Raw genomic sequence first — 24,232 nt, forward strand, 5'->3', positions numbered from 1 at the left:
GCCTTCTGGTACGGCCCGGGCGGACAGGCCAAGTGCAGGGTCGCCGACAAAGCCAAAGAGAGCTTCAAGCAACGCATCCGGGAGATGACGAGACGCTCGGGCGGGCGCAGCCTGCCAGAGATCGCCGAACGCCTGCGGACTTACCTGCCGGGCTGGAAGGCTTACTTCCAGCTTGCGCAGACGCCGAAGGTGTTCCGCGAACTCGACGAGTGGATCCGTCACCGACTGCGCGCGGTGCAGCTCAAGCACTGGCGTCGGGGCACGACAATGTATCGGGAACTGAAGGCAATGGGCGGCTCGGAAACGGACGCCCGGCAGGTGGCTGCGAACAGTCGAAGGTGGTGGCGTAACAGCCGCTTTCTGCTCAACCGCGCGATGCCTGTTGCCTACTTTGACCGGCTCGGCGTACCTCGACTCTCATAACCTCAACAACTCGAACCGCCCGGTGCGGACCCGCATGCCGGGTGGTGTGGGAGGGGAACGGTCAGATTATCTGACCGCCCCTATCCCGATGGCGCAGCGCGTCTGGGGGGAGGGGCTGTTCCCGGGCGGACTGCCGGCGAGCATGAAATGAAAAACGCCCCGGATGGGGCGTCTCTCGAAGGGCTGGGGTCGTGCTGTGCTCAGCCGCGATTGCCGTTGCCGTTACCCCGCGGGGTGAACAGCGCAGCCGGTTTCACGTCGCCTGCCTTGCGGCCGGTGAGGGTGACGACCGGGCGCGTGGCTTCATCCAGCGCGGCCGGGGTGCCCCGGTTGGGGTTGCCGCCCTTGAAGCCCTGTCCCTGGTTGCCGCCCCGCGAACCCTGGCCGGCAGGCTTGCCGCCACCGAAGCCCCGGTTGGGCTTGTCGAAACCGCCGCCGTTGCCATGGCGGTGGCCGCCGGCTTCCGGATCCCGGTAGTTGGAGCGGGCGCGGGGCTGGTAGTCCACCCGGTTGCCGAAATCGTCATCCACCGGCTGGCCGTCGGACTGACGGGCCGGGCGCTGGGGCTTGGGCCCCTGGCTGGGTTGCTGCAGCTTGGCCGGGCGGGCGGGCTGAGCCTGGCTGCCGTCGGCACGGGCGGCCTGCCCCTTATTCTGCCCCTGACCGCCGCCCTGACCCTTGGGTTTGCCCTGGCGCTGTCCCTGACCCTGACCCTGGCCCTGCTTCTGGCCTTGACCCTGACCCCCACCCTGGCCCTGACGGGCACGGCCGCCGTTGTGGGAGCCACGGGGTTCGCGGGGCGGGCGCTCGTCGGTATCGGGGGGCGCGGCGGAGGGCACGAAGTCGGGCACTTCCACCTTGTCGATGAGGCGCTTCATCAGGCGCTCGATGTCCTTCAGCAGCGGCAGCTCGTCCCGGTCAACCAGGGAGACGGCGGCGCCGGAGGAGCCGGCACGGCCAGTGCGGCCGATGCGGTGCACGTAGTCTTCGGAGACATTGGGCAGCTCGAAATTGACCACCTGGGGCAACTGGTCGATGTCCAGGCCGCGGGCGGCGATGTCGGTGGCCACCAGCACCTGCAGCTTGGCGTCCTTGAAGTCGGCAAGGGCACGGGTGCGGGCCGACTGGCTCTTGTTGCCGTGGATGGCTGCGGAGGGGATGTCGTGCTTGCCCAGGTACTCGGCCAGCTTGTTGGCGCCGTGCTTGGTGCGGGTGAACACCAGCACCTGGAACCACTGGTGCTTCTTGATCAGGAAAGCCAGCAGCTCGCGCTTGACCTTCTGCGGGCACAGGTGCACCGACTGGGTGACCAGCTCGGAGGCAGTGTTGCGGCGGGCCACCTCGACGAAGCTGGGGTTGTGCAGCAGGCCGTCGGCCAGGGCCTTGATTTCGTCGGAGAAGGTGGCGGAGAACAGCAGGTTCTGACGCTTCTTCGGCAGCAGGGCAAGGATCTTCTTGATGTCGCGGATGAAGCCCATGTCGAGCATGCGGTCGGCTTCGTCCAGCACCAGGATCTCCACACCGGAGAGGTCGATGGTTTTCTGGGTGCAGTGGTCGAGCAGGCGGCCGGGGGTGGCGACGAGGATATCCACCTTCTTCTTGAGCTTGGCGATCTGCGGGTTGATGGCGACGCCACCGAACATGACCATGGAGGTCAGGGGCAGATGCTTGCCGTAGGTCTGGACCGACTCCTCGACCTGGGCGGCGAGCTCGCGCGTCGGGGTCAGGATCAGGCAGCGGGGGCGCCCCGGCTTGATGTTGTGGGCGTGCTCTTCGGCGAGGAGGTGCAGGATCGGCAGCGTGAAGCCGGCGGTCTTGCCGGTGCCGGTCTGGGCGGCGGCCATCAGGTCGCCGCCGGCGAGTACCTGGGGAATGGCCTGGGCCTGGATGGGGGTCGGCGCGGTGTAGCCGGTGTCGGCAATGGCGCGCTGGATGGGCTCGCACAGGGCGAGGTCGGCAAACGTGATCGCAACCGGCGCCTGGGCGCCGGATTGGGCTTGAGTCATGGGTATGTCTGCTCCTGCGACGGCCTGAACGCTCACGGAGAGCGGCACCAATCGGGGCGGGCGCAACGAGATTTCGGGATCGCTGGGATCGGTCGAAACTGATGAAAGAGGGTGCCGGTACGCTGATTGGCAGGCGCACGGTGCGCGGATTGTACGGGGTTGGCGGCGATTGTGTTGACTTTTTTACCCGGGCGTGGGGCTTTTTCCTCGGGCCGCATCAGCGGGGCATGTGAGGGCTCAGGGAGAAGAAGCCCCGTGCCCGGGCCTGTTCCCCACGGTGAATGATGATGCGGTGGATCAGCCAGCGCCCATCGCGCAGGCGCCAGGCGCGTACGGTCTCGGCATAGGCCAGGGGGCGGCAGCGGTCCGGGTGGGCCGGGTCCGCATCTTCTTCGAGCACGTAGCAGAACGCGCAGTAGCAGGGCTGCTCGTCTTCGTCCCGGCCGAGGATGCGCGCGGCTTTGACCAGGTATTCCTTGTAGTGGTCGAAGTAAAGCGGGGCGACGACCTGGTTGCGCCATTCCGGGGGCAGACCTTCGCTCCAGCGGATGGCGGCCTCGGGGCGGCGTACGTGGCCCGGCTTGATGTCGAAATACTGATGTGTGTAGTGCCCGTCGTGCAGCATGGTGCGCCTCCTTTTGCAATTCGATGTATAGATTGGTATATATCGAAATAAGCATGCTGCGTGCCTGCTGGAAGCCTGGTTTGGCGCGTCCATGTTCTGCGCTGTCGGGCGTGATATTAAGGCGGATATGAAAAGCCTTGTACGCGTGAGGTGATTCCAGGCTTTGTATCAAACCCTTCATTTTGTAAGGGTTCGAACATCGATATGTAGTTTTGTATATAGCTGTTTTGGGAAGGGGGCTGCGTTTCGCCAGTGTGCTGGCGGATCGGCTGTAGTGGGCATGCGGGTTGCTAATCCCGCATCGGTGATGTTCTTCGATATGTCGTAATCAATACAGGCGATGCCTGGTTCCGGGGGAAGGGTGATGGAAAGGCTGATCTGCAGTTGGGTGGTGGGTGGGGTGTCGGTGCTGGCCATGGGCAGTGCCGGGGCTGCGCAGGGGGTTTTCGAGCTGGGTACGGTGGAGGTGGTGGGCAGCCCGCTGCCTTCTCCGGACCCGGCCGAATCGGTGGTCAAGGTGGAGGACCTGCGGCGCTTCAACCGGGACACCCTGGGTGCAGCGGTGGTGCTCACGCCGGGGATGAACCTGTCCCGCAACAGCCGCAACGAGGACATCGTGTACCTGCGCGGCTTCGACGTGCGCCAGGTGCCCCTGTTCATCGACGGCATTCCGGCCTATGTGCCCTATGACGGCTACGTGGACTTCGGCCGCTTCACCACCTTCGATCTGGCCGAGATCCGGGTCGCCAAGGGCGCGGCGTCATTGCTTTATGGCCCCAACACCCTGGGCGGGGCGATCAACCTGGTGAGCCGCAAGCCGCGAACGGCGCTGGAGGGTGACCTGAAGGCGGGTGTCGGCAGTGGTGGGCTGCAGACCTACGCGGTCAACGTGGGCAGCAACCAGGGGCCCTGGTATTTCCAGCTCGGGGCCAGCTATTCGGACCGCAAGTGGACGCCCCTTTCCAGTGACTACCGGCCGCGCAGTGTGCCGACCAGCGCTACCAACCCGACGCGCAACGTGCTCGAGAACGGTGGTCATCGGGAGAACTCCCAGTCGTCCGATTCGCGTCTGTCCCTGAAGATCGGCCTGACCCCCAACGCCACCGACGAATACGCCATCGGCTACGTGAAGCAGGAGGGCAGCAAGGGCAATCCGCCCTATGCCGGCGACGCGCCGGGGCAGTATCTCAACATCGGTGGCGGGGCCAACAGCCGCTTCTGGCGCTGGCCTTACTGGAACCTGGAGAGCACCTATTTCATCGGCAACATCGCCCTGGGGCGCGAGCACATGCTCAAGGCGCGGGTGTACCAGGACAACTACGACAACAAGATCCTCGCCTACACCAACGGGCGCTACACCACCCAGATTTCGAACACGACCAACTTCCCGAGCTGGTACAGCGACACCACCACCGGCGCCTCGGTGGAGCTGGCGAGCTTTGCCTTCAAGGGGCACGAGCTGGCGGTGGCGGCCCATTACAAGGAAGACAAGCACGCCGACAATGGCCTCAGCGGCACCAAGAACTACCGGGACGTGACTACCTCCCTGGCCGTCGAGGACAGCATCCAGTTGTCGGAGCGCTGGCGCATGCGCCTGGGCTTCAGCCATGACAAGCGCGACGCCCGCGAGGTGTATTACTGGCCGGTAGGCTCGACCTCGGGGAGCAACTGGCTGGTCGAGGTGGCCCGCAGTCTGGACGGTGGCCACGAGGCCTACGCCAGCGCGGCCCGCAAGACCCGCTTCCCCACCATCAAGGACCGCTACTCAGCTCGCCTCGGCGGCGCCCTGCCCAACCCCGACCTGAAGCCGGAGGCGTCCCTCAACCTCGAGGCCGGCCTGAAGGGGCGGCCCTGGGCCGGTGCCCGCGGGCATGCCGCCCTGTTCTACAGCCGCATCGACAACCTGATGCAGTCCATGAACATCGTGCCGGTGTCCCTGTGCAACCAGCCCGGCCTGTCGGCGGCCACCTCGTGCACGCAGCTGCAGAACATCGCCGAGGCCCGTCATGCCGGCATCGAGCTGTCCATCGACCAGGACCTGGGGCATGGCTGGCAGGTGGGCGGCAACTACACCTACCTGGATCGTGAGAACCGCAGCTCCGACAAGCCCCTCACCGACACGCCGCGCAACCGGCTCTTTGCCTACGCGAGCTGGAAGCCGGCCGATCGCTGGGAGCTGCTCGGCTCGGCCGAGGCCGAGAACGGCCGGATGGTGGCCTACGGCAGCGGCAATGCGGCGAGCTACGTGAAGCTCTCCGGCTACGCCCTGGCCAACCTCAAGGTGGTCTACAAGCCTGCGCCCAGCCTGGCCATCGAGGGCGGCGCCAGCAACATCCTGGACGCCAACTACGCCCTGGCCGACGGCTACCCCATGCCGGGCCGGATGTGGTTTGCCAACGCCCGCTACGCCTTCTGAGGAGCGCACCATGCACGACAGCTTCAAGCCTTCGCGCCGGGCGTTCATGCGGGGTGCCGGTGCGCTCGCAGTGGCCGGCGTCACGGCCCCCCTGGAGGCTGCGACGCGACGCGACGTGGTGGTGCTTACCGCCTATCCGGACGCCGTGGTGTCGCGCTTCGAGGCCGCCTTCGAGAAGGCCTGGCCGCGCTACCGCCTGCGCATCGTCTGGCGCATGCCCCACGATGCGCTGCCCTACTTGCGTCAGCCCGGGCAGGGCGGGGTGGATGTGTACTGGAGTGCCTCCCCCCGGACTTTCACCCAGCTCAAGGCCGAGCAGGCCCTGCGCAAGCTGCCGGTCAGTCTGGCCGGCCTGCCGGGGCGGGTGGGTAACAGCGTGATCGATGACCCGGACGGCTACTTTGCCGCGTCGGAAGTGGCGGGCTACGGCTTTGCCGTCAATCCCGGCTACCTGGCCCGCCACGGCTTGCCCGTGCCGGCGGACTGGAGCGATCTGGCCCAGCCGGCCTATGCCGGGCATGTGCTGGTGCCCGACCCGGTGGAGGTGGGTTTCGCGCCGGTGCTGGTGGACATCCCCCTGCAGGCCTATGGCTGGGACACGGGCTGGGCCTTGTGGAGCGCCATCGCCGCCAACGCCCGCTTTGTCGGGCGGGGCGGCAGCTTCGTGTCCGACGAGCTGGGCGCCGGGCGCCAGGGGGTGGGGCTGTCCATCGACTTCTTCGTCGCGTCGGCCATCGCCAATGGCGCGCCTCTGCAGTTTGTCTACCCGCGCCAGGGCGGCGTCAATCCAGCCCATGTAGCGGTGACTGCCGCCAGCCCCAACCTGGAGGGGGCCAAGGCCTTTGTCAGCTTCGTGCTGTCGGAGGCGGGCCAGCGCATTCTGGCGCATCCGGATATCCGCAAACTGCCGGTGCGGCCCGCGGTGTATGCAGGTTTGCCGGCGGGCTACCACAACCCCTTTGCGGTCGCCGCGCAGGGCGGTTACCGCTACGACAACGGGCGTGGCAAGGGGCGGGCGGCGCCGGTGGCAGCGGCCTTCGGGCAGGCGCTGGTGCGTCCGCAGGCCGGGCTGGCAGCATTGTGGACGCGGCTGCGCGCCGCCGACGCGGCCACCTGGGCGAAGGTCTGGCCGCTGCTCTCCGCCGCGCCCTGCAAGGAGTCCGAGGTGGATGACCCGGCTGTGCAACAGGCCTTCTTCGCCCGTCGAGATGATCCCGCCGCCGAGACCCGGGCGGTGGCGCTGGAGGCCGGCTGGGCCGCCGCCGCCCGGGCCCGCTACGCCAAGGCCGCTGAACTGCTGGGGGGCGCATGATCCGGCGCATCGTCGCCGGGGTGCTCATGGTTTGTGCGCTCCCGGCCCTAACGCTCGCGGCCGGAGCGCCGGCCGACGGGCTGGGGGTGGATGCCGGGCGGGATGCCTTCATGAACCCCGTCGGCGGTCTGGACGAGGCCGAGCGTGAGCGCTTCTTCCGCGGGCGCTCCCTGTTCAACCAGAGCTGGGTGGTGGCGCCGGCCAGGGACGACCGGGTGGATGGCCTGGGGCCCCTCTACAACCGGCTGGCCTGCGTGTCCTGCCACGCCCGCAATGGCCGTGGGGTGCCGCCGGAAGCGCCGGGTGAGCGCATGCAGTCGATGCTGTTGCGGCTGTCGGTGCCGGGCCGACCGGCTGTGGGCGGGGTACGCCCCCATCCTGCCTACGGTGAGCAGTTCAATGAAGAGGCCATCCCCGGCGTGCCGCCGGAAGGGCGGGCGGCGCTGGGCTGGGTGGAGACCCGCCGGCGCCTGGCGGATGGCACACTGGTCCGTCTGCGCCAGCCACGGATCCGCTTTACGGAGCTGGGCTATGGCCCCATGGGGAGGGTGCTGGTGTCGCCCCGGGTGGGGCAGCAGGTGGTGGGCATGGGCCTGCTCGATGCCGTGCCGGCCGCAACGCTGGAGGCCCTCGCTGCCGAAGCCCGGCCGGATGGGGTGCGCGGGCGGGTCAACCGGCTGGCCGGGGGCGTACCCGGGCGCTTCGGCCACAAGGCCAACATGCCGGACCTGCGGGCGCAGATCGCCGGGGCCTTCCTGGGCGATCTCGGCATCACCTCGCCCCTGCACCCCCGGGAAAGCTGCCAGCCCGTGCAGGTGGCCTGCCGCCAGGCACCCGACGGTGGCCGGCCCGAGTTGGGGGAGTCGGAGCTGGACGACGTGGAGTTCTACCTTGCTCATCTGGCTGTGCCGGCGCGGCGCAACGAGGACGTGCCGGCGGTGCGCCGGGGTGAGGCGCTGTTCTCGGCGATCGGGTGTGCGGGCTGTCACCGGCCGCAGCTCCGCACCGGGGACAGCCCGCGCTTTCCGCGGCTGGCCGGGCTGAGCATTGCCCCGTATTCCGACCTGCTCCTCCACGACATGGGCCCGGGGCTGGCCGACGGGCGTCCGGATTTCCAGGCTTCGGGGAGCGCGTGGCGAACGCCGCCCCTGTGGGGCATCGGACTGACCCGGACGGTGAGCGAAGTGGAGCGCTATCTCCATGACGGCCGGGCCCGTAGCCTGACCGAGGCGATCCTGTGGCATGACGGAGAGGCCCGCCGTGCCCGCCTGCGTTTCGAGGGCATGGGGCGGGCGGAGCGGGATGCACTGCTCGCCTTCGTCAAAAGCCTGTGAATACCGCCATCAGCCCACCATATGCGCAGAATTGGTGCGAATCGCTATATATGCGTGCATATAAAAGGGCTGGCGAAGTGGATGCTGCGGAGCCCGTGGTGCGTCAGCCGGGGGGGCTCCGCAGGATGGATGGAGGCCGGGGCAGGTGTTCAGGCGGCGACGCCGATGATCACCGATGGCGCCTTGAACACGGCGCTGGCAGGTGTGCCCACCTTGAGCCCGAGGGCGTTTGCGCCGTCGCGGGTGATGGTGGCGTAGACCGTCAGGCCGTTGGGGAGGGCAATCGCCACCTCGGTGCTGACCGGGCCTTCGGTGAGGGCGCTCACCGTGCCGCCGAGACGGTTGCGGGCCGACAGCCTGACCCCGTCTCCCTCGGTGAGAACCAGCACGGACGAGGCTTTGATCAGGGCCTTGACGGCCTTGCCGGCCGTGAGGCCGAGTTCGGCGACGCTGTCGTTCGTGACCGTGGCGACGATCTGGAGGCCACCGGGGAGGGCGATGCTCACTTCGGAATTGATGGCGCCGGGTTTGACCGCCTGGACGCTGCCGTCAAAGACATTGCGGGCACTGATCTTCATTCTGAGGCTCCTGGTTCGATGGGTGGGGTGCCTGCACTCTACCCAGGGGTGTTCACTACCCGCAACCATAGCGCAGTGCAGCATTTGTGGCCCGCTATTTGCTGAAGTACAGTACGCACCGTTGTGTATCGATCTATATAGGACAATTGATGACTACCCGACGCCCCGTTCAGCACAAGCTTGTCGGAAAGCTGACAGTCGATACCGAGTTCGGTACTTTCCTGGGCGACACCCGGATCCGCCTGCTGGAGGCCATCGACCGTTATGGCTCCATCTCCCAGGCGGCGAAGGCCGTGCCCCTGTCCTACAAGGCGGCCTGGGATGCCGTGGACGCGATGAACAACCTGGCCGAGGCGCCGCTGGTGGAGCGCTCGGTGGGCGGCAAGCATGGGGGCGGCACCAGCCTCACCGACTACGGGCGGCGGGTGATCGCCATGTATCGGGCGGTGGAGCAAGAGTACCAGCAGGCCATCGATCGCCTGTCGTCGCGGCTGGGTGAGGGGGGCGAGACCAATGTGCGCCAGTTCCAGACCCTGCTCCGGCGCATGTCGATGCGCACCAGCGCCCGCAATCAGTTCGTGGGCACCGTGTCGGGCCTGCGTGAAGGAGAGGTCAGCTTCGAGGTCCGCGTCCGCCTGGACGACGCCAACGAGGTGGTGGCGGTGATCACCCGGGCCAGCGCCGAGAACCTGGAGCTGGGTATCGGCAGCGAGGTGCACGCCTTCGTCAAGGCGCCGTCGGTGCTGATCATCACCGACCCTCAGACCCGCACCACTGCCCGCAATCACCTGTGGGGGGAGGTTACGGCCATCCACGAGGGGCCGGTGAGCTCCGAGGTGACCATCACCCTGCCCAGCGGCCGCAACATCACCTCGGTGGTGACCCACGACAGCATCGGCATTCTGGACCTCCAGGTGGGCAGCATGGCCTGCGCGGTGTTCCAGGCCACCTCGGTGATCCTCGCCGTTTTCGATTGAATTTCAACGCTTCCAGGAGCCAGACCATGCCGTTCGCCATGAAACCCGTCTTTCGTCGCCTTGCCCTCTTTGCCGTGCTCGCCGGTGCCGCCCTGACGGCCCGTGCCGAGGAGGTCTCGGTGGCGGTGGCTGCCAATTTCACCGCGCCGATGCAGAAGATCGCCGCCGAGTTCGAGAAGGCCACCGGCCACAAGGCCCAGCTGATCTTCGGCTCCACGGGCAAGTTCTACGCCCAGATCAAGTCCGGGGCGCCCTTCCAGCTGCTGCTGGCGGCCGACGACGAGACCCCGACGAAGCTGGTGAAGGAGGGCGACGGCGTGGCCGGCAGCCAGTTCACCTACGCCATCGGCAAGCTGGTGTTGTGGTCGCCGAAGCCGGGCTTTGTTGACGACAAGGGCGAGGTGCTCAAGGGCGGCAGGTTCGAGCACCTCTCCATTGCCAACCCCAAGCTGGCGCCCTACGGCCTGGCCGCCACCGAGACCCTGAAGGCGCTCGGCGTGGCGGACAGCCTGCAGTCGAAGATCGTCATGGGCGAAAGCATCACCCAGGCCCAGCAGTTCGTCACTTCGGGCAGCGCGGAGCTGGGCTTCATCGCCTTCTCCCAGATCCACAAGGACGGCAAACTGATCGATGGCTCCTACTGGCTGGTGCCGGCCCGCCATTACAGTCAGATCCGCCAGGACGCAGTGGTGCTGGCCCGGGGCAAGGGCAACCCGGCGGTAGAGGCACTGGCGGGCTTTCTCCGGTCGAAGACGGCCGCCGACATCATCAAATCCTATGGTTACGATCTCTGAGCAATGCACCTGAGCGCGGATGACTGGTCGGCGATCCGGCTGACCCTGGAACTGGCCAGCATCGTCACGGTGCTGCTGCTGATCATCGGCACGCCGATCGCTTGGTGGCTGGCGCGGAGCCGCTCTCCGCTGCGCGGTGTGGTGGGGGCGATCGTCTCCCTGCCCATCGTCCTGCCCCCCACCGTGCTGGGCTTTTACCTGCTGGTACTGATGGGGCCGCAGGGGGCCGTCGGACGTTTCACCGAGGCGCTCGGCCTGGGGCGCCTGCCCTTCACCTTCCCGGGGCTGGTGGTGGCCTCCATCCTGTATTCCCTGCCCTTTGTGGTGCAGCCGGTGCAGAACGCCTTCATGGCCATGGGGGATCGGCCCCTGGAGGTGGCGGCCACCCTGCGCGCCTCTCCGCTGCGGACATTCTTCACCGTCGCCTTGCCCCTCGCCCGGCCCGGTTTCATCACGGCGGCCATTCTGGGTTTTGCCCATACCGTCGGGGAGTTCGGCGTGGTGCTGATGATCGGCGGCAACATCCCCGACAAGACCCGGGTGATCTCCATGCAGATCTACAACCACGTGGAGGCGCTGGAGTATGGGCAGGCCCACGGGCTGGCGGCGTTGCTGCTCGGCTTCTCGTTTGTGGTGCTGCTGGCGCTGTACACGGTGGGTGGCGCCCGCAACACCCTGGGGGCCGGGCGATGAACGGCGTGCATGTGGCCTGCCGCCTGCCTCTGGCGGACTTCGTGCTGGAGGCCGATCTGACCCTGCCCGGGCGTGGTGTGACGGCGCTGTTCGGCCCCTCCGGTTCCGGCAAGACCACCCTGCTGCGCTGTGTGGCCGGGCTGGCCCGCGGAGCGGGGCGGGTGGAGATCAACGGCGAATGCTGGCAGGACGACGCCCGGCGCCTCTTCCTGCCGACGCACCGGCGTGCCCTGGGCTACGTCTTCCAGGAGGCCAGCCTGTTTGCCCATCTGTCAGTGCGGGCCAACCTGGAGTTCGGCCTGAAGCGTATCCCGGCGGCGGAGCGCAAGGTGGGCTGGGACGCGGCGCTTGAACTGCTGGGGATTGGCCACCTGCTGGAGCGGGGCACCGAAGCCCTGTCCGGTGGCGAGCGCCAGCGGGTGGCGATCGCCCGGGCCCTGCTCACCAGCCCGCGCCTGCTGCTGATGGACGAGCCCCTGGCTGCCCTCGACGCCAGGCGCAAGCACGAGATCCTGCCCTACCTCGAGCGTCTGCATGACGAGCTGGCGATTCCGGTGCTGTACGTGAGCCACTCGCCGGACGAGGTGGCCCGCCTGGCCGATCACCTGGTGCTGCTGGAGCAGGGGAAGGTGCTGGCCAGCGGCCCCACCGGCGAGGTGCTGACCCGCCTCGACCTGCCCCTGGCCCGGGACGAGGAGGCCGCCGTGCGGGTGGATGCCCATGTGCTCTCCCATGACGACGCTTACCAGCTGACCTGCCTGGGCTTTGCCGGCGGCCACATCCAGGTGACCCGCAAGGCGCTTGCCGTCGGGGCCAGGGCGCGGATCAAGATCCAGGCGCGGGACGTGAGCATCGCCCTGGCCGGCGACAACCGTTCGAGCATCGTCAATCGTCTGCCGGCGCGCATTGTGGGGTTTGGAGACGCCGCCCATCCGGCCCAGTGTCTGGTCAGCCTGGACGTCGCCGGAACCCCCCTGCTGGCGCGGATCACCCATCTTTCCCGGGATCAGCTCGGGCTGGTCGAGGGCATGACGGTCGTGGCGCAGATCAAGTCGGTGGCGCTGTTGGGTTGAGGTGTGTAACTAAAGATGTCCCCCATGGAACCGTAATCAGACGGGTGCGTTGGGTCAGCCCGGATTGGGCATGTGCGTCCGACGGTCAATCTGCGAAGGGAATTCCAAGATGGGGGCTTCAGAGAAACCCGGCCGCGGCAGTGCCGCTCCGGCCGAAGTGGCGGTCTTCGGGCCGGCTGGAAGCGACCTTGCCGGCTACATGGCAGCCATTGACCGTAGTCAGGCCATCATCGAGTTCGGGCTGGACGGCATCGTGCTTGGCGCCAACGACAATTTCCTGCGCCTGATGGGTTACACCCTGGACGAGATCCAGGGGCAGCACCATCGCCTCTTCGTGGACAAGGAAGAGGCGGTGGGCGGCGCCTACCGGGTCTTCTGGCAGAAGCTGGGAAAAGGTGAGTTCGATTCCGGGGAATACCTACGCATTGGCAAGAATGGTCGTCAGGTGTGGATCCAGGCTTCCTACAATCCGGTGCTCGATCAGGATGGAAAGCCGGTCAAGGTGATCAAGTTCGCGACCGACATCACCGAACGCAAGCTCGCCGCCATCGAGAATACGGCGCGCCTCCAGGCCGTTTATTCGAGCACTTGCGTGATGGACCTGGCCCGGGACGGCACCATCCTGCAGTGCAACGAACGCATGGAGCGTGCCCTGGGTTACGGCCGTGGCGAGCTGATCGGCCGCAACGAAAGCGAGCTGATCTTCGACGACGACAGGGCGAGCGGCCAGTACCGCAACCTGTGGGGTGAGCTGCGCGAGGGGCATTCGATCAGTATCGAGCGGCGGCGCAAGGGCGCCGACGGGCGCGAACTGTGGTTCGCTTCGACGCTCAGCCCGGTGCTGGGCATGGACGGTCAGTTGAACAAGGTGATCGTGATCACCCAGGACATCACCGAGGCCAAGCTGTCGCGCCTGGATGCGGAGGGCAAGCTCGGAGCCATCGACCGGGCCCAGGCGGTCATCGAGTTCGACCTGCAGGGGCATGTGCTCAATGCCAACGCCAACTTCCTCAACCTGATGGGCTATCGCCTGGAAGACGTGCTCGGCCAGCATCATCGCCTGTTTGTCGAACGGGAATACGCCGGAAGCACGAAGTATCAGAGCTTCTGGGAGCGCCTCGCCCGCGGCGAATACTGTACCGGCGAGTACAAGCGCATCGGCAAGGACGGCAAGGAGGTGTGGATACACGCCACCTACAACCCGATCTTCGATCCCCGGGGCAATCCGGTGAAGGTGGTGAAGTTTGCCAGCGATGTCACCTGTGCCAAGCTCCACAGCGCCGAATTTCAGGCGAAAGTGGCAGCCATCGGCCTGGGGCAGGCGGTGATCGAGTTTGACCTGGAAGGCCGCATCCTGACCGCCAACCGCAACTTCCTGGCGGCCATGGGCTACACCCTGCGGGAGATCGAGGGGCAGCATCACAGCATCTTCTGTACCGGCGACTATACCCAGAGCGAGGAGTACCGGGATTTCTGGCTGCGTCTTGGCGAGGGGCAGCACATCAGCGGGCGCTTCCACCGGATCGGCAAGTACAACCGGGATGTGTGGATCCAGGCCAGCTACAACCCCATCCTCGACCTCAACGGGCAGGTGATGAAGGTGGTCAAGTACGCCTACGACGTGACCAAGGAGGTGCAGCTCGAGCAGCGCATCTCCGCCAAGGCCACCGAGATGTCGGGCAGCGTGCGCAGCCTGGTGGAGAGTATCCGCAACATTGCCGAAAACTCCAGCGTGGCCTCCAGCATGGCCATGGAGACCTCCACCGCTGCCCGGGCCGGTTTTGAGGCGGTGCAGCAGTCGATCGCAGCCATCGACCGCATCCAGAACAGCTCGAGCCGGGTGTCGGAGATCGTGCGGGTGATCAGTGAAATCGCCAATCAGACCAATCTGCTGGCCTTCAATGCGGCCATCGAGGCGGCGCGGGCCGGCCAGCAGGGCGTGGGCTTCTCGGTGGTGGCCGCCGAGGTGCGCAAGCTGGCCGAGCGCAGCTCCACCGCCGCCCAGGAGATTGCCCGCCTGATCGACGAGTCGACCCTCAACGTGCAGCAGGGGGCCGAGGTGAGCCGCTCGGCCGCTCGCAGTTTCGAGGGTATCCTCACCGCCGTGGAGCGCACGGTGGACAGCGCCACCGAGATCGCCGGTGCCACCGAGCAGCAGCGCGACATGGCGGGGCAGGTGTCGGGGCTGATCGAGCAGCTTGCCAGTGCCGTGAGGGGATGATGGCCGCCCAGGCCGGCGACAGGCGCTTCGGCGTATTCAGCCTGGCAACGCTGCAGCTCGCCCTGCCCCTGGAGGCCCTGCGCGAGGTGGTGCCCTTGTCGGCCCTGTCGGCCCTGCCCTGTGCGGCCCCGTGCGTGATTGGCGGCATTGATCTGCGCGGGGTGCTGGTGCCGGTGGTCGACCTGCGGGTGGTCATCGGTCTGCCCGCTGCGGGCAGCGCGCCCCGCAGTATCGTGATCATGGTTTTCGAGGAACGCCTGCTCGGCCTGCTGGCGAGCGGGGTGGTGGGCGTTTTCGAGTGCCCGGAGGGAGGCTGGAGCCCGATGGTCAGCCGCAATGGTGAGCTGTCCATCTTCGGTGGTGGCTTCCGGCGCCCGGACGACGGGAGCATGGTCAGCGTGCTTTCGCCGGTCGGCCTGGCCGGGCTGAGGGATGTGCCGATGGTGGAGAACTCCGGCCGTGACCCGTCGCAACTCCCCCGAGGGGGAGAGCTGGGCGGCGGCGGGCTGACCGAGGCCTACCTGATGCTGGTGCGCACGGGCTCGGTGCCGATGGCCCTGGCGTCGGAGGCCGTTCACACCACCATCCTCCATCCCGAGATCCTCAATTCGCCGCTGACCGGTGGCTGGTGTCTGGGCATCATCGAACATGCGGGACGCAAGGTGCCGGCGGTGGACCTGCTGGCCCTGTGTGGCCTCGGCGAGATCGCCAACCCGTGGCTGACCCAGGCTTTCCTGATCCAGTACCCCCAGGGCCTGGTGGCCTTCATGGTGGACCAGATCATCGACGTGGTGCGTGCGGATGCCCGCGGTCTTGTCCCCATCCCGCCGGGCATCCTGCCCGGAGATGCGCTGTTTGCCGGCGCCCTGCCCATGGACGCCCTGCCGGGCGTGACGGCGGGGAGTGATCTGCAGGCGGCTTACTTCCTGATGCTCGATGCCGGGCAGGTGATCGGGCACCGGGATCTGTCCGGCCTGGCGCGCATGAATACCCCGGTGGAGGCCCGCGGCCTCGATGCCGGGCGGGTGCGTTCCGACGGAGAGCGACGCCTGTTGGCCGAGCGCTGCCAGGTGCTTACCTATGATCTGGGCTTCGAGGTGGCCACGCCCATCGACCAGATCGCCGAGGTCCTGCCCCAGGCGGAAGACAAGGGGATTGTTTTCGGGGCGGGTTCCCGCGCTGCCGGTCTGGTGGTGAGCCGTGGCCGCGCCATCCCGACCTTCTGCCTGAGCAGCCTGATGGGTCTGGCTGGCGCCGAGCGCTCACCGACGGCGAGCGTGCTGGTGGTGGAGACCGAGACGGGCTGCGTCGGCTTCAACGTGGCCCGCCTGATGACCATTGACGATGCCCCGCTGAACCGCCCGGATGCCCCGGGTGTGGGCCGCAGCCCGTTGCCGAGCCTGCCCGAGGGCAACGGCGCCCGCTGGTCACCGGCCATGGTCGGCTCGGGGGCTGCGGAGCGCATGCTAAGCGTGCTCGACCTGAAGCACCTCGCCCGGACTCTCAGCGCCTAGACGTCGGCCGCAGGTCGGCAGGCCTCAGTTCAGCGCAATATTGGCCTTCAGCCACAGGGTCCGGCCGGGTTCGTTCACCCGGGTGGTCTGGGTAAAGCCGCCCACCATGGCGCCGCTGCGGCTGATGTACTCCGCGTAGGTCCGGTCGAACAGGTTGTCCACCCCGGCGGTAAACAGCACACCTTTGCGCGGGCGGTAGCCGGCGTTGAGGGAGACGATGGCAAAGCCGGCCGAGGCGCCGATGTCCTGCCCCACGACGTTGCCGTAGCCAGCGTCGTAGCGCTTCTGGCCCTGGACCATGCGGAGCAGGGCGCCGGCGTTCCAGGTCTTGTCGTCGTAGCCGGCGCCGAGGCGGCCTTCGAGGGGCGGGATCTGGGACAGGGGCTTGCCGCTGCTGTCGTTCTCGCCATGCACCCAGGCCAGCGTGCCCCAGGCCTTCCAGAAATTCCCCAGGGCATAGCTCATGTCGCCTTCCAGCCCGTAGGTGGTGGCGTCGATGTTGAGGGCGTCGGTGGCGAAGGCGTTGATCTGCCGGATCTGGATGAAATCCTTGTGCTTGGCGTAGAACAGGGACGCCGAGGCGCGCAGGGGGCCAGCGGCGTAGATGGCGCCGGTGTCGAGCTGGGTGGTCTTTTCGGGTTTCAGGAAGAAGGTGCTGGCGCTGCCGCTCATCATCATCGAGGTGGCGCCGGGGGCTTTGGTGCGTTCCCAGTAGTCAGCGGCCCGTTCGCTGTGGCCCAGGCCGGCGTAAAGGGTGGTGGTGGGCGTGAAGGCGTTCTCCCAGCGCAGGAAGCCGGCCTTGAGGGTGTCCTTGTCGCTGCGCCCCGAGGTGGCCTTGCCGCTGCGCTGGTCTTCGGCCTCGCTCCAGTCCAGGCGTGCCCCGCCGATCAGGCGGTGGGCGGCGTTGAGTTCATGGGTCAGCTCGCCGAACACGCCCCAGGTGTTGAAGCGCATGTCGGGGCGGCGGCCCAGGCTGTCGTAGCTGCTCACGGCGTTGCCGCTGGCGCTGCGCAGGCTGTGGTCATTGGTCTGGAAGTCGATGCCGGTTTCCAGGGTGCTGCGGGGGCTCAGATCGAGGGTGGCGGCGAAGCGCCCGCCCTTGGTCTCCCGGTCCGGGTTGCTGACCATCTTCATGCCTGTGGTACTGCGCAGGCTGTAGTTGTCCATCACGTGATCCACGTAGTTGCGGTAGATCTGGCCTTCCAGTTTGGCGAGCAGCGGGCTGATGCGGGATTTTTCGAACTTCAGGCCCACGTTGGTCCGGTCGAAGGCGGCACCGTCCATGCTGCGATCGGCATAGGCGGCTTGGCCGTCGCTCTTGGCGAAGCTCAGCTCGAGGCGGGTGTTCTCGTCCGGAGTCAGCCCCACGGCGCCGCTCACGCTCCAGCGGTCGTAGCGGGAGTGCACCTGGCGTCCGGCGCCGTCCTTGTAGTCCTGGCTGTGGGAATGGGTGCCGGTGATCTCGCCGTAGTAGCGCTCATTGCCGACGCCGGCCTCCAGCACCTGGTCGTTGCGTCCGAAGCTGCCGGCCAGCACGCTGCCTTCGGCGTAGGCGGAGAAGGCCTTGCGGACCTTGGGCGCACGTTCGAAGAGCACCACCCCGGCGCTGTTGCCCGGGCCGTATTTCACGGTCTGCGGGCCTTTGAGCACGGTGATGCGGTCGAAGGCCTCGGGGAAGACGTAGGCAGTGGGCGGGTCCATGCGCATGCCGCAGCCCCCCAGGATCATCTCTCCGTCCAGCAGGATGCCCAGGCGCGAGGCGGCCATGCCACGGAACACCGGGTCGCCGTCGGTGCCGCCCTTGCGGATCACCGAGAAGCCGGGGATGTTCTTCAGGTAGTCGGCGCCGTCATGGGCCGGTACCGGCTGGCGCGGGGCGCGGGGGTCGGTGCTGACTGTGAGGGGCGCCTCCATGGCGGGGGCGGTGACCACGACCTCACGCAGGGTGGTGTCTGCGAAAGCCGGAAAGGCGCAGGAGATGGCGAGGGCGAGGGGCAGGCGGGCGGGCCAGTGTGATGCGGGGTGAAGCATGGAGGTGGGCTCCCTGGGTTTTCAAGAGAGCGCCACCTTAGGTTTTGCGGAAAGCGGAGGATTTGATTTGCAGCAAAAATGACGCACCAAGTTGGTGCGTCATAGTGTCGCAGCTTGAAGGTGCTTCAAACCCGGAAGCGCGAAACGCTGCCTTTCAGGCTGTCTGCGACGGTCAGTAGGCGGTGGGCGGTGCTGGCCACCGAGCCGACGGCGGCCGAGTTCTCTTCCGACATCTGGGCGATGGCTTCGACGTTGCGGGCCAGGTCGGTGGAGGCGCCACGCTGCTCGCGCAGGGCATCGGAGATGTTGCCGATGGCGCTCTGCATGGTCGAGGCGGAGTGGCAGATCCCGGCCATCGACTCGCTTGCCGTGCTCGCCGCAACCACCACCTCGTTAACCAGCGTCCGGCTCGATTGCATGCTGCTCACTGCGCCGGCAGCACCGTGCTGGATGGTGCTGATGACCGAGCTGATCTCCTGGACGGAGCTGGTGGTGCGTTCGGCCAGTTTGCGCACTTCGTCGGCCACCACCGCAAAGCCGCGGCCCTGCTCACCGGCGCGGGCAGCCTCGATGGCGGCGTTGAGCGCCAGGAGATTGGTCTGGTCGGCCACCTCGCGGATCACCACGGTGATCTTGTCGATCTGCTGGACCTGTTCGGAGAGGGCCTGCATCTGCCCGGCGGTGGTTTCGACCTGTTCCGCCACCCGGCCGATCCGCTCTGCGGCAGCATCCACACCCTTGCCGCTCACGACGGCCTGGCTGCCAGCCTCGGCGGCCCGGGCGCTGGCGTCGTCGGCGCTGGAGCCCACATGGTCGATGCTGACGGTGAGTTGCTCCACGGCCGCCGCGGCCGAGGAGGTGGCGCTGGACTGTTGTTCGCTGCTGATCGACACCTGCTGGGCCGCGCTGGACAGCTGGCTGGCCGAACTGGCCACATCGTTGGAGTTGGAGATGACTTCGGTGATGGTCCGCGCCAGCTCGCTGCGCATGGTTTCCAGGGAGCGGAGCAGGGTGCCGATCTCATCGGAACTCTGACCATGCACCGCCTGGCCGGACAGATCCCCACCGGCAATCCGGGCCGCCATCTGGTTGGCCTGGCCAAGCCGTGAGGCGATGCTGCGGATGATGGCCGCACTCATGCCGGCCATCAGCAGGCCGGTCAGTACCAGAACGCCGATGTTGATCCAGATTGCTTTGTCCTTGAGCGCTGCAGCCGCGGCTGAGCTGGAGAGGCCCAGGTCACGGTTGAATTTCATGTGTGCTTCGAGGCTCTGGTTGAACTTGACGGCCTCGGGGTCAAACTTGCCCAGCATGGTCCGCACTTCCTCGGTGCGGTTGGCGCGGGATACCGGCAGGATGGCCGCGATCAATTCGTTCAGGCGTACATACTCGGTGCGTTCAGCGTTCAGCAGACGGCGGTCTTCTTCGCTGGCGATCAGTGGCTCATAGTCTTTCAGAGATTGTTCCAGGGATTTCTGGATTTCAGCGATGGTGGTTTCAATCTGGGCCATCTCTTCGGCATCGGTTACTAGACCATGGCGATAGACCCGGATGCGCAGGCGGCCGAAGTCAATGGCAATCTTGTTGAGGATCTCGATGCTGGGGACCACGTTGACGCTGGAGAAGTTGGTCTGTTCGTAGACCTGGTTCATCTGCTGGTAATTGATGCCGGCGAGCACGAGCAGGCTAACCAGGGCTGCGCCGACAAGAAGTTGCAGGCGGTGAGCGATAGTCATCATGGATTCCCGAAAAAACGTCCCGAAGGAGCCCTGCGCATGGCGCGAGCACGGTCACAGCAGTCCGAACGGTCAGGGTTGGGCCTAGAGCACTCGGTTGTGTGCCCGGGAAAACGGCTGTTACGGGCGGAACTTGAGGAATATCCAGCGCGTTTTTGGAAGAAATGACAACCGGATGTCTGCATGTTCGCGCAATCCGGGTCGGTGCTCGGTCAGGCTGACGTGCTCCAGCTGTGTGCCTCGAGCGTGTGGCGGCACTTGGTGCAGCCCACCCAGGGCAGGCAGTCGCAGTCCAGCTTGAAGTAGCGTGCGCCGGTCTTCACGACGGATGCGGCTTCCGTCTTCCGGCCGGCTCCGGCGGAGGCCGTCGGCCTGTCACTGCCCTGGGGCAGCCAGCGTGCGAAGGGCGCCAGATCGCTCACGTTCTGTACGTACCAGAGGCGCTTGGTGGCGTCCCATCGGGCTCCCAGCGCCTTGGCCTGGTCCTTCTCGGCAAACGGTACCTGCAGGTTGGTTCTCATCGTGGTTCGTGCTTCCGTGGTTCGCCTGGAATCGGGGGGCTGATTGTATCCCCGTCCGGCAGGGGCCGGCCCGGTGCATGGATTGACCCACCCAGTATTGACGGCGATACTTTGAGCCCGATTTCTCCACTCCGGGTTGGTTCGAACATGAAGACCTTGCCTAAACTTGCCCTCGTTTCGCTGCTGGCTGTCAGCGCCGCGGCCTGTACCGTCATCGACCCGAGCTCCAGCAGCCACAGCAGTAGCAGCAGTGGCGGTGATTCAAAGAGCGCATCGCTGATGACCCGGGAGCAGCGTATTGCCCGTTTCACCGAGAACAATTTCGATCACCTGAAGCGGGACATCAGCATCGGTCAGGGTGAGTACCTGTCGTCGCTCGCCAGCCTGATGCAGATCGAAGCTGCCCAGCGGCCAGCCTTCTTTGCTTTTGCCCAAGGCAATTTCACCCGCCTGTTCCCCAATGCGCAGACCGGTGCCGCCGACATGCTGGCTGCACTCGATCGTGAAATGCGTGCCGACCCGCGCTTTGCCCAGCGCGTCGCCCTGAACTGAGGGGCGATTTCACGCCGGCCGCGCGCGTGCGCGCCGGCGCGCTGCTGGCCCTTGGCCTGATGCTGTGGGCGTCGGGCGCGAAGGCCGACCCTGCCTATCTCGTCGAACTGCAGCAGCGGGCCGCCGAGGCGCATCTGGCCGAAAGCCGGAGCTGGCAGGTGCTCCTGCATTACCGCCGCAACACCCTGGGCGGTGGCGTCACCAGTGATGCCGACGATCCGCGCTTCTTTCTTGCCCCGGGGGGCAAGACCGATCCCGCCGCCGAGCTCGCCGCAACCCTGGCCGCGTTCTTTTCGAACGCGCCCGTCGGCGCGGACCCACAGCCGGCCCAGTGCGCCTTTGTCGCCCGCTACACGTGGCTCCGCCAGGCGCTGGGATTCGACTCACTACGCCTCCCCGAACTGCCTTGCAGGGAATTCTCCCGCTGGAAGACCGAGCTGGACGCCGAGTCTGCGACGCTGGTGTTCACCTCCGCATACCTCAACAATCCCGCCTCGCTCTTCGGCCATACCCTGCTGCGCCTAGACCGGCGTGATGCCTCGGCCGGCACCCCGCTCCTGGCTTACGCGGTCAGCTACGCGGCGGACGACAGCGGCAGCACGGGCCTGATGTACGGCATAAAGGGGATCGCCGGCGGCTTCACCGGCTACTTCGACCTGCAATCCTATGATCGCCTGGTGCGCAACTACAGCGACATCGAGAACCGGGATATCTGGGAATACCGGCTCAATCTCGGCGCAGGCCAGATGGACCGGCTCATTGCCCATCTGTGGGAGCTGCGTGGGGTCAAGTTCGATTACTTCTTCTTCAGCGAGAACTGCGCCTGGCAGCTCCTGACCTTGCTGGAAGTGGCCGATCCCGCCCTGGCCTTGTCCGACCGCTTTGCCCTGTGGGTGGCGCCCCCCGACGTTCTGCGCCTGATCAATGCCGAAGCCGGGCTGGTGCAGGGCGCCACGCCGCGTCCGGCGCGGGGCAGCGCGATCCGGCGGCGCTACGCCGCTCTGGACGCTGGGGAGCGGAGGCAGGCGCAGGCCGTCCGCGCGGATCTCGACCAGGTGGGCAAGCCGGCGTTTCGCGCCCTGGCCCCGGATCGCCAGGCCTTGCTTCTCGACCTGGCCATGGATCTGCGTCAGCGGAGCGGTGGCGCCGGTCCCGGGAAGGAGGGGGCGGATGCCACCGCTCCCCCGGATGAGGGCCTCCATCGACTGCTGTCTGCCCGCAGTGCCCTGGGCCCGGGTGTTTCATCCCTCACCATTGCCCCCTACGCCGGCCGTCCGGAGGCTGGGCATGCGTCCCGTCGCAGCGGCCTGGCCGTGGGGCAGCGAGGTGGCCAGGGCTTCATCGAACTCAGTGCCCGCGCCAGTTTTCACGATCTGCTCGAGGCCGATGCCGGCTATGCGCCGGAGGCCGCCATCGAACTGCTTGGCGGCTCTCTTCACCACTCCCCCGCGACAGGCCGTACACGCCTGAATGCGCTGAGCCTGATTTCCATAGAATCACTGCCGCCCTTCAACCCCGTGCTGCCCCGCCCGGCCTGGCGGGCCCAGGCGGGGTGGGCACCCGCCCCCCGGCGGGACTGCCCGGACTGCCTGGTCTTCCGCGCCCAGGCCCAGGCCGGCCTGGCCAGCGAAACCCGTTGGCCGTGGCGCATCCTGTGGTTCGCCCTGCCGGGCCTGGAGTTCGAGGACGGAGCCGGGCACGCACAGCGCGCCGGCCCGGGCTTCAATGCCGGCCTGATCGCCGAACCCGCCGCCGGCTGGAAAGTCTCCGCCCGTCTTACCCGGACTGCCTACCGCTGGGGGGCGCACTCGGACGAGACCCGCTGGACGCTCGCCCAGCACTACACGCTGAATCGCGATCTGGCGGTGCGCGCCGCGTGGACGCAGTTTGGAGAGATCCGCGAGTTTTCGGTCGGAGTGCTGGTGTACTTCTGAAGATGCGCAATCTGGTGATCATGTGGCGAGTGGACGCTCTGCATCGAAGTGAAAGACTTTGGCGATGATTTGCCAGCGGTCGTCAACGTGGATCAAGGTCAGGATGTCGATGAAGTGGCGTGGCCTGATTGAACAACGCAGCTTGGCCAAGGCCGTCACCGGCCCGACAAATTCGATGGAGTCGATGTGGTCGGTGCGCGCCTCGTTACGTGATGCGGGAGAGGGGCGCGCATCAATGAGGGGAAAATATTCGTCCATTCGCAGGATCAGTGGCATGTCTGCACTGGCGGTTGCGTAAACGGCCTGTGGGTGGAAAACACGGCTCAGCCGATCTGTGTCGCTGTGGTGAAGGCCGTCGAAGTAGACCTGCAGAACCGCAGCAACCTCGGCATAGGCTTGGACGTGATCGTTCATCGCTTGGACTCCTGCTCGCGGGCGCGCTGGTTTAGTACGGTGACCGTTTCACCGCCAACGCCCCAGTCGCCTGTGTCGACTTCGTCGATCACCACAAAGGTGGTGGCGGGGTTCTTGTTCAGTACGCGAACCAGCAGATCCGTTGTGCCGCGGATGAGTTGGGCCTTCTGTTCGGCCGTTGCACCTTCTCGCGTGATTTGGATGTGGACGTAGGGCATGCCTTATGCTCCTTCAAAGGGGGGGAGAAGTGGAATGCAGTGCGCGAGCCGCTCAGCGAGTCGCGCTCGTCATCGCACTGCTTCCAGGGAAGCCCTCGGCTTCAGCCCGGCTCACGGCCTGTGATCAGGCGACCGCCGTTGCTGCTGGCTGTGGGAGCCAGGAGAGCGGGCTGTGTATTCCGGGCTGGGGCTGGGCAGGTGAGGGGGCTTCGGTGCTCAGGCCCGCAGGCCCTCGGTTTTCATTGCCGCACGTACGGCGGGCCGTTTGCCCACCTCCGTGACGAAGGCCTGCAGATGGGGCCAGTCGTTGAGGCCGATATTCACGAACTTGGCCCAGCCCAGCACCACGAAGAGGTATGCGTCGGCGACCGTGAAGCTCGCGCCAGTGAGATAGGGCTGGCTCGCCAACTGCGTGTTCAACCACTCCAGCTTCCTGCACAGCGTGGCAGCCAGGGTGGCCTTGGCCTCCGTAGCCAGATCGGTGCGGAAGAGGGGAGTGAACGATTTGTGCAGTTCGCTGGTGATGTAGTTCTGCCACTCCATCACGCGATAGCGGGCCAGGGTGCCGGGTGCGGGCATTAGCGAGATTGCGTGCGCCGCGTCGGCAATGAACTGAGATATCACCGGGCCTTCCGTCAGCCGGGTGCCGTCTTCCAGTTCCAGCACCGGCACCTGGCCTTTGGCGTTGATCTTGTAGAAATCCCTGCCGTCGCTGGTGATGTGGCGGGCGGTGTCGACCTGTTCGAGCGAGAAGGGCAGGCCAACCTCGTGGAGCACGATGTGCGAGGCAAGTGAGCACGCTGCGGGGGAAAAGTACAGTTTCATGGTCGTCGATCCTTTCAACAGAGATTGAGCGGTGA

21 protein-coding genes are annotated in these 24,232 nt (G+C 66.6%); 12 read left to right on the top strand and 9 right to left on the bottom strand.

Annotated features, from left to right (window positions below; all coding sequences use genetic code 11):
- A partial coding sequence (locus L6Q67_RS03250) for a group II intron maturase-specific domain-containing protein (protein WP_296565226.1) occupies window positions 1–423 on the top strand: 423 nt, incomplete at its 5' end.
- A gap of 200 nt (window positions 424–623) precedes the next feature.
- Here L6Q67_RS03250 and L6Q67_RS03255 read toward each other — a convergent pair.
- Both L6Q67_RS03255 and L6Q67_RS03260 read right to left on the bottom strand, forming a co-directional pair.
- A complete protein-coding gene (locus L6Q67_RS03255) occupies window positions 624–2,429 on the bottom strand; it encodes a DEAD/DEAH box helicase (protein ID WP_296565229.1) in 1,806 nt (601 codons plus the stop codon).
- 217 nt (window positions 2,430–2,646) lie between these two features.
- On the bottom strand, window positions 2,647–3,054 hold the full coding sequence (locus L6Q67_RS03260) for a hypothetical protein (protein ID WP_296565231.1): 408 nt from the start codon (window positions 3,052–3,054) through the stop codon (window positions 2,647–2,649).
- A gap of 364 nt (window positions 3,055–3,418) precedes the next feature.
- Here L6Q67_RS03260 and L6Q67_RS03265 point away from each other — a divergent pair, with 364 nt between their 5' ends.
- Genes L6Q67_RS03265 through L6Q67_RS03275 form a run of 3 tightly spaced genes read left to right on the top strand, consistent with a single transcriptional unit; the run spans window position 3,419 to window position 8,116 of the window.
- The gene (locus L6Q67_RS03265) at window positions 3,419–5,470 is read left to right on the top strand and encodes a TonB-dependent receptor (RefSeq protein WP_296565234.1); all 2,052 of its coding nucleotides are present in this window, start codon (window positions 3,419–3,421) and stop codon (window positions 5,468–5,470) included.
- A 10-nt stretch (window positions 5,471–5,480) separates the two neighbouring features.
- Window positions 5,481–6,782, top strand: coding sequence for an extracellular solute-binding protein (locus tag L6Q67_RS03270; protein WP_296565240.1), 1,302 nt, complete (start codon window positions 5,481–5,483; stop codon window positions 6,780–6,782).
- Window positions 6,779–8,116, top strand: a complete 1,338-nt coding sequence (locus L6Q67_RS03275) for a di-heme oxidoredictase family protein (protein WP_296565247.1) — start codon at window positions 6,779–6,781, stop codon at window positions 8,114–8,116. Before L6Q67_RS03270 ends, L6Q67_RS03275 begins: the two co-directional genes overlap by 4 nt.
- A gap of 149 nt (window positions 8,117–8,265) precedes the next feature.
- On the opposite strand, the gene L6Q67_RS03280 is transcribed toward L6Q67_RS03275, so the two are convergent.
- Window positions 8,266–8,694, bottom strand: a complete 429-nt coding sequence (locus L6Q67_RS03280) for a TOBE domain-containing protein (RefSeq protein WP_296565253.1) — start codon at window positions 8,692–8,694, stop codon at window positions 8,266–8,268.
- 149 nt (window positions 8,695–8,843) lie between these two features.
- Here L6Q67_RS03280 and L6Q67_RS03285 point away from each other — a divergent pair, with 149 nt between their 5' ends.
- The 6 genes from L6Q67_RS03285 to L6Q67_RS03310 all read left to right on the top strand — a co-directional run bounded on the left by L6Q67_RS03285 (window position 8,844) and on the right by L6Q67_RS03310 (window position 15,966).
- Window positions 8,844–9,671: a TOBE domain-containing protein gene (locus L6Q67_RS03285; RefSeq protein WP_296565255.1), complete on the top strand. Its 828-nt coding sequence runs from the start codon at window positions 8,844–8,846 to the stop codon at window positions 9,669–9,671.
- 38 nt (window positions 9,672–9,709) lie between these two features.
- Window positions 9,710–10,465: a molybdate ABC transporter substrate-binding protein gene (gene modA / locus L6Q67_RS03290; RefSeq protein ID WP_367171626.1), complete on the top strand. Its 756-nt coding sequence runs from the start codon at window positions 9,710–9,712 to the stop codon at window positions 10,463–10,465.
- A 3-nt stretch (window positions 10,466–10,468) separates the two neighbouring features.
- On the top strand, window positions 10,469–11,158 hold the full coding sequence (modB, locus tag L6Q67_RS03295) for a molybdate ABC transporter permease subunit (protein WP_296565261.1): 690 nt from the start codon (window positions 10,469–10,471) through the stop codon (window positions 11,156–11,158).
- On the top strand, window positions 11,155–12,231 hold the full coding sequence (gene modC, locus L6Q67_RS03300; RefSeq protein WP_296565263.1) for a molybdenum ABC transporter ATP-binding protein: 1,077 nt from the start codon (window positions 11,155–11,157) through the stop codon (window positions 12,229–12,231). The genes modB and modC overlap by 4 nt, the downstream gene beginning before the upstream one ends.
- Window positions 12,232–12,340: 109 nt before the next feature.
- Complete coding sequence (locus L6Q67_RS03305; protein ID WP_296565265.1) at window positions 12,341–14,452, top strand: PAS domain-containing methyl-accepting chemotaxis protein; 2,112 nt, start codon at window positions 12,341–12,343, stop codon at window positions 14,450–14,452.
- Window positions 14,449–15,966 (top strand): chemotaxis protein CheW, encoded by a 1,518-nt coding sequence (locus L6Q67_RS03310; RefSeq protein WP_296565269.1) that lies wholly within the window; start codon window positions 14,449–14,451, stop codon window positions 15,964–15,966. Before L6Q67_RS03305 ends, L6Q67_RS03310 begins: the two co-directional genes overlap by 4 nt.
- A 24-nt stretch (window positions 15,967–15,990) precedes the next feature.
- On the opposite strand, the gene L6Q67_RS03315 is transcribed toward L6Q67_RS03310, so the two are convergent.
- The 3 genes from L6Q67_RS03315 to L6Q67_RS03325 all read right to left on the bottom strand — a co-directional run bounded on the left by L6Q67_RS03315 (window position 15,991) and on the right by L6Q67_RS03325 (window position 20,254).
- On the bottom strand, window positions 15,991–17,997 hold the full coding sequence (locus tag L6Q67_RS03315; RefSeq protein ID WP_296565274.1) for a TonB-dependent copper receptor: 2,007 nt from the start codon (window positions 17,995–17,997) through the stop codon (window positions 15,991–15,993).
- Between the two features lie 125 nt (window positions 17,998–18,122).
- Window positions 18,123–19,733: a methyl-accepting chemotaxis protein gene (locus L6Q67_RS03320; protein ID WP_296565276.1), complete on the bottom strand. Its 1,611-nt coding sequence runs from the start codon at window positions 19,731–19,733 to the stop codon at window positions 18,123–18,125.
- A gap of 212 nt (window positions 19,734–19,945) precedes the next feature.
- A complete protein-coding gene (locus L6Q67_RS03325; protein WP_296565279.1) occupies window positions 19,946–20,254 on the bottom strand; it encodes a DUF5710 domain-containing protein in 309 nt (102 codons plus the stop codon).
- Window positions 20,255–20,401: 147 nt separating this feature from the next.
- On the opposite strand from L6Q67_RS03325, the gene L6Q67_RS03330 reads away from it, so the two are divergent.
- Together L6Q67_RS03330 and L6Q67_RS03335 are read left to right on the top strand one after the other, a co-directional pair.
- Window positions 20,402–20,806: a DUF3015 family protein gene (locus tag L6Q67_RS03330; protein WP_296565284.1), complete on the top strand. Its 405-nt coding sequence runs from the start codon at window positions 20,402–20,404 to the stop codon at window positions 20,804–20,806.
- Window positions 20,807–20,832: 26 nt separating this feature from the next.
- Entirely contained in the window at window positions 20,833–22,740 is a 1,908-nt protein-coding gene (locus tag L6Q67_RS03335; protein ID WP_296565286.1) for a DUF4105 domain-containing protein, read from the top strand.
- An 18-nt stretch (window positions 22,741–22,758) separates the two neighbouring features.
- On the opposite strand, the gene L6Q67_RS03340 is transcribed toward L6Q67_RS03335, so the two are convergent.
- The 3 genes from L6Q67_RS03340 to gstA form a co-directional block, all read right to left on the bottom strand.
- The gene (locus L6Q67_RS03340) at window positions 22,759–23,154 is read right to left on the bottom strand and encodes a nuclear transport factor 2 family protein (RefSeq protein ID WP_296565289.1); all 396 of its coding nucleotides are present in this window, start codon (window positions 23,152–23,154) and stop codon (window positions 22,759–22,761) included.
- On the bottom strand, window positions 23,151–23,372 hold the full coding sequence (locus L6Q67_RS03345) for a 4-oxalocrotonate tautomerase family protein (RefSeq protein WP_296565292.1): 222 nt from the start codon (window positions 23,370–23,372) through the stop codon (window positions 23,151–23,153). The genes L6Q67_RS03340 and L6Q67_RS03345 overlap by 4 nt, the downstream gene beginning before the upstream one ends.
- Before the next feature lie 216 nt (window positions 23,373–23,588).
- Window positions 23,589–24,197, bottom strand: coding sequence for a glutathione transferase GstA (gene gstA, locus L6Q67_RS03350; RefSeq protein ID WP_296565294.1), 609 nt, complete (start codon window positions 24,195–24,197; stop codon window positions 23,589–23,591).
- Between the last annotated feature and the right edge of the window lie 35 nt (window positions 24,198–24,232).

It is taken from the genome of Zoogloea sp., assembly GCF_023150065.1.
Lineage (GTDB): Bacteria > Pseudomonadota > Gammaproteobacteria > Burkholderiales > Rhodocyclaceae > Zoogloea.

Bases quoted from the DNA above. Each gene is read 5' to 3' on its own strand.
- L6Q67_RS03310 (WP_296565269.1), top strand. From the start codon at position 14,449: ATGATGGCCGCCCAGGCCGGCGACAGGCGCTTCGGCGTATTCAGCCTG.
- L6Q67_RS03305 (WP_296565265.1), top strand. From the start codon at position 12,341: ATGGGGGCTTCAGAGAAACCCGGCCGCGGCAGTGCCGCTCCGGCCGAA.
- L6Q67_RS03345 (WP_296565292.1), bottom strand. From the start codon at position 23,372: ATGCCCTACGTCCACATCCAAATCACGCGAGAAGGTGCAACGGCCGAA.
- L6Q67_RS03315 (WP_296565274.1), bottom strand. From the start codon at position 17,997: ATGCTTCACCCCGCATCACACTGGCCCGCCCGCCTGCCCCTCGCCCTC.
- modC (WP_296565263.1), top strand. From the start codon at position 11,155: ATGAACGGCGTGCATGTGGCCTGCCGCCTGCCTCTGGCGGACTTCGTG.
- L6Q67_RS03325 (WP_296565279.1), bottom strand. From the start codon at position 20,254: ATGAGAACCAACCTGCAGGTACCGTTTGCCGAGAAGGACCAGGCCAAG.
- L6Q67_RS03280 (WP_296565253.1), bottom strand. From the start codon at position 8,694: ATGAAGATCAGTGCCCGCAATGTCTTTGACGGCAGCGTCCAGGCGGTC.
- L6Q67_RS03340 (WP_296565289.1), bottom strand. From the start codon at position 23,154: ATGAACGATCACGTCCAAGCCTATGCCGAGGTTGCTGCGGTTCTGCAG.
- modB (WP_296565261.1), top strand. From the start codon at position 10,469: ATGCACCTGAGCGCGGATGACTGGTCGGCGATCCGGCTGACCCTGGAA.
- modA (WP_367171626.1), top strand. From the start codon at position 9,710: ATGAAACCCGTCTTTCGTCGCCTTGCCCTCTTTGCCGTGCTCGCCGGT.
- L6Q67_RS03270 (WP_296565240.1), top strand. From the start codon at position 5,481: ATGCACGACAGCTTCAAGCCTTCGCGCCGGGCGTTCATGCGGGGTGCC.
- L6Q67_RS03275 (WP_296565247.1), top strand. From the start codon at position 6,779: ATGATCCGGCGCATCGTCGCCGGGGTGCTCATGGTTTGTGCGCTCCCG.
- L6Q67_RS03285 (WP_296565255.1), top strand. From the start codon at position 8,844: ATGACTACCCGACGCCCCGTTCAGCACAAGCTTGTCGGAAAGCTGACA.
- L6Q67_RS03255 (WP_296565229.1), bottom strand. From the start codon at position 2,429: ATGACTCAAGCCCAATCCGGCGCCCAGGCGCCGGTTGCGATCACGTTT.
- L6Q67_RS03320 (WP_296565276.1), bottom strand. From the start codon at position 19,733: ATGACTATCGCTCACCGCCTGCAACTTCTTGTCGGCGCAGCCCTGGTT.
- L6Q67_RS03265 (WP_296565234.1), top strand. From the start codon at position 3,419: ATGGAAAGGCTGATCTGCAGTTGGGTGGTGGGTGGGGTGTCGGTGCTG.
- L6Q67_RS03330 (WP_296565284.1), top strand. From the start codon at position 20,402: ATGAAGACCTTGCCTAAACTTGCCCTCGTTTCGCTGCTGGCTGTCAGC.
- gstA (WP_296565294.1), bottom strand. From the start codon at position 24,197: ATGAAACTGTACTTTTCCCCCGCAGCGTGCTCACTTGCCTCGCACATC.
- L6Q67_RS03260 (WP_296565231.1), bottom strand. From the start codon at position 3,054: ATGCTGCACGACGGGCACTACACACATCAGTATTTCGACATCAAGCCG.